1 protein-coding gene is annotated in these 300 nt (G+C 35.7%); it reads right to left on the minus strand.

Annotated features, from left to right (window positions below; genetic code table 11):
* Nucleotides 1–183, minus strand: a 183-nt coding sequence (locus EYD45_RS16640) for a type IX secretion system membrane protein PorP/SprF (protein WP_130965784.1), incomplete at its 3' end; no start/stop codon positions are given.
* Nucleotides 184–300: the final 117 nt, after the last annotated feature.

Here is a 300-nt window from a genome sequence, read left to right on the forward strand (position 1 = left end):
GGGAAAACCTGTCCACTGGTTTCTGTATAAAGTAGTAATTTGTAGATACTCTTTAGAGCCGGCATAAGCTGGATTAATTATGGCTTGGTTATACATATATTGTGTATACTGCGGATCTTGTTGCGCATTTAAGCCCTTTAAAAAAACGATGAAAAGTATAACTAAAATGTAAACATGTTTCATTTTGCAGCAGAACCTTTTAGTAGTTTAAATATATCCACCTCGTAACAGGCTTACTGTAATTAGGATCATTGAGATGAAGCACATAATAATAGGTACCCACAGGGAGAAGGTTTCCAC

This window comes from Hyunsoonleella flava, from assembly GCF_004310325.1.
Taxonomy (GTDB): Bacteria; Bacteroidota; Bacteroidia; order Flavobacteriales; family Flavobacteriaceae; genus Jejuia; species Jejuia flava.